The organism is Mucilaginibacter sp. (assembly GCF_041663085.1).
Classification (GTDB): domain Bacteria; phylum Bacteroidota; class Bacteroidia; order Sphingobacteriales; family Sphingobacteriaceae; genus Mucilaginibacter.
The window spans coordinates 1-3,165 of record NZ_JBAZRC010000242.1 but is presented as its reverse complement, the minus strand read 5'-3'; the positions used below and the strand labels follow the sequence as shown (position 1 = coordinate 3,165).

At 40.2% G+C, this 3,165-nt stretch carries 4 protein-coding genes; 2 read left to right on the top strand and 2 right to left on the bottom strand.

Annotated elements, in window-relative coordinates:
• Positions 1 to 486 (top strand): PDZ domain-containing protein (locus tag WC615_RS23075; protein ID WP_372980378.1); only part of this gene is annotated, 486 nt, incomplete at its 5' end.
• A 232-nt stretch (positions 487 to 718) separates the two neighbouring features.
• Entirely contained in the window at positions 719 to 997 is a 279-nt protein-coding gene (locus tag WC615_RS23070) for a hypothetical protein (protein ID WP_372980377.1), read from the top strand.
• Positions 998 to 1,035: 38 nt separating this feature from the next.
• Here WC615_RS23070 and WC615_RS23065 read toward each other — a convergent pair whose 3' ends face one another.
• Both WC615_RS23065 and purD read right to left on the bottom strand, forming a co-directional pair.
• On the bottom strand, positions 1,036 to 1,533 hold the full coding sequence (locus WC615_RS23065) for a peroxiredoxin family protein (protein WP_372980376.1): 498 nt from the start codon (positions 1,531 to 1,533) through the stop codon (positions 1,036 to 1,038).
• 496 nt (positions 1,534 to 2,029) lie between these two features.
• The coding region (purD, locus tag WC615_RS23060; protein WP_372980375.1) for a phosphoribosylamine--glycine ligase at positions 2,030 to 3,165 on the bottom strand (1,136 nt) is incomplete at its 5' end.

Here is a 3,165-nt window from a genome sequence, read left to right as displayed (position 1 = left end):
AAAACAGGCGACATCATCGTAAAAGTTGAGGGTAACCCGGTTTACGAATCATCGGACTTGCAGGAACGCGTTGGCCGTTTACAGCCCGGTGATAAAATTAACCTGACTGTTTTACGTGACGGCAGCGAGAAGAATTTTACCGTAACGCTTAAGGCAGATGCCCCTGCACCACGTACGGCGGCAGTATCAAAATCAGCTTCAGAGTTGTTTAACAAAATGGGGGCAAGCTTCCAGCCGCTTAACCAGGCCCAGAAAGCCAAATTCCATGTAAACTCTGGCGTATTGGTTACACAGGTTCGCCCGGGTGGTATATTTGATGATACCGAAATTCCGGTTGGTTCTATAATCACTTCTATAAACAAGCAACCAATAAACAGTGTTGCCGATATGGATAAGGTGATCACTAACTTAAGGAATGGCCGCCTCATTATTACTGGTTACTACCCTGATGGCGGCAGCTTCAGCAATGTTTTTGAGGTTCAATAATTAAATAGTAAATATTATTTAAATCAAAGCCCAGTTGTTTATCAACTGGGCTTTTTGTTTTTTTGGATTTGTTATGGTATTTGTGAGTAACTTTTTGATATATAGATGTTAATAACTATTATATTTATAATTAATTAAGATAACTAAAGCACCAGTATCAGTTATCTTAATTATCCGTCATGTCTAATATAATTAACGATATAGAACAATTATTAAACTTAATTTTAACAAAATGGAGAAATTTAACAAACTCAGCAGAGCTGAGATGAAAAAGGTATTGGGCGGCTTGTATGATAACGGCGGAGGGAGCGGAGGTGGAACAACACTATTGTGCTCCTGTACATGTAACAGCGGTTATGGAGTACAACCATCTTTTACACTGGTAGTAGAGAATTATGATTATCGTAAAACATATACGCCAAGTGCAGCTGCATGTGGGTGTACTCCAATTTATATTGTGCAACAACCTGGGTATAATTCAAGTGGTTGTGGAGTAGAGTATTACGCTTAGTTTTTTACTGTTGTGCTTTACATAAGCATATATAAAAATTATAATTTAAAGAATCCCGGCGGGTTATCAAATATCATCTTTTTTTGATATTTTTTTCCTAAACAATCGTCAATAGCACGCACCAGATTTTCATCCAGTGATATATCTATTGCCTCGGCAGTATCTTTACTACCCATGGTAAATAGTTTTATTATGCCCTTTTTATCAATAACAATAGTGGTCGGGAAATTTTTAATGTGAAAAGTTTTATCGGTTATAATAAAAGTAGGGTCAGCTATGGTTTGAAAAAGAAATCGGTTCATTCTTAAAAATTGTTTTAGGTCGGCTTCTTTGTCCAGCGCTACAGAAACGAACACTACATCGTCATTTTTAAAGCTTGAAACTATTTTATTGAGAGATGGCATCTCCGCGCGGCAGGGCGAACAGGCAACAAACCAAAAGTTAAGTACCACCACTTTACCTTTTGCATGCTTTAGCTGGAAAATCTTTCCATCAAGCGTTTTTGCTGAAAAATCGGGGACTATGATACCGTTCATACATCCCGTATTAGCAACCTGAATTTGGTTTTTTGCCCGGCAACCTATTAAAGCAGTTGCGTATTCATGTGATTGTGCATTAGCATTATGGATTGATAATGTAAATATGAAAATCAAAGAAGGAAATCTTACTTTCAATAAACAGTTCATATAGCAATTTAGCTGATTTCTTTATTAAACGAGAATGACGAGATAGAATTGTGAAAAGGAGTAGAGTATATTAGAGCTTTATTTCTTCTCTGTCATAAATAAGACATCCAATAAGAACACGCCGACAAAAAACAATAACATTTTTAGTCGTCTTCACATTGATGGTATCCTCCGGCAACAGATTTCATTTCTTTAATGTAATCTAATGTACCAATAATTGGGGTAATATTAATTATCAGGCAATTATTTAGAAGAATAATTATCGAAAAGGCAACCGTTAATTATTGCGACATAAAAAAAGCGGTATTGAATTTCAATACCGCTTTTTTATTATATAAAATGAATATTATAGAAGGTCGAACCCTATATCTTTTCTAAAATATACGCCATCGTAATAAATGCGTGCAGCATCGGCAGTAGCTTGTTGCAGGGCATCAAACATATTATCCTGTAAGCTGGTAATGGCCAGCACACGGCCGCCGGTTGCTTTAATGTCTTCGCCATCTAAAGCGGTGCCTGCATGGAAAACATGCGAATCGCGTACGTTCTCAATCCCGCTGATTGTTTTATCCTTTAAATATTCGCCGGGGTAGCCGCCAGCTACACAAACTACGGTAGCGGCAGTTTTGTCAGATATAATTAATTCTTTCTCGTTCAGGTTACCTTCAGCAACGCCAAGCAGCAGGTCAACAAAATCGCTCTCGATGCGTGGCATAACGCTTTCCGTTTCCGGGTCGCCCATGCGGCAGTTATATTCAATAACCCAGGGTTCGCCGTGGGTATTCATCAGGCCAATGAAGATAAAGCCCTTGTAAGGGACGCCTTCTTTCTTCAATCCCTCCACCGTAGGGATAATAACCTTTTGCTCTACCTTTTGCATAAAGGCAGCATCAGCAAAATGCACCGGTGAAACCGAGCCCATGCCGCCTGTATTTAAACCGGTATCCCCTTCGCCAATCCGTTTATAGTCTTTGGCCTCGGGTAATATTTTATAGTTGGTGCCATCGGTCATCACAAAAACCGAAAGCTCTATCCCCTGTAAAAATTGTTCTATCACCACTTTCGAGCTGGCGTCGCCAAACTTGGCTTCGGTAAGCATCTCTAAAAGTTCCTGGCGTGCTTCTTCAAGCGTAAGGCAAATTAAAACGCCTTTGCCAGCTGCCAGTCCGTCGGCTTTTAATACAACCGGCAGGCCGGTGGTAGCTAAGTAATCAAAACCTTCCTGCAAAGTATCGCGGGTAAATGTGCGCGATGCGGCTGTAGGTACGTTATTGCGCTGCATAAACGCTTTCGAAAAATCCTTGCTGCCTTCCAGCTGGGCAGCTTCCTGCTGCGGGCCAATAACCGGGATGCTTTTTAGCTGCTCATCGGCCAGGAAAAAATCATGGATGCCTTTTACCAGCGGCTCTTCGGGGCCAACCAATACCATTTTAATATCGTTTGCCAACGCGAAGGCTTTAATACCTTCAAAATCGTTAACCT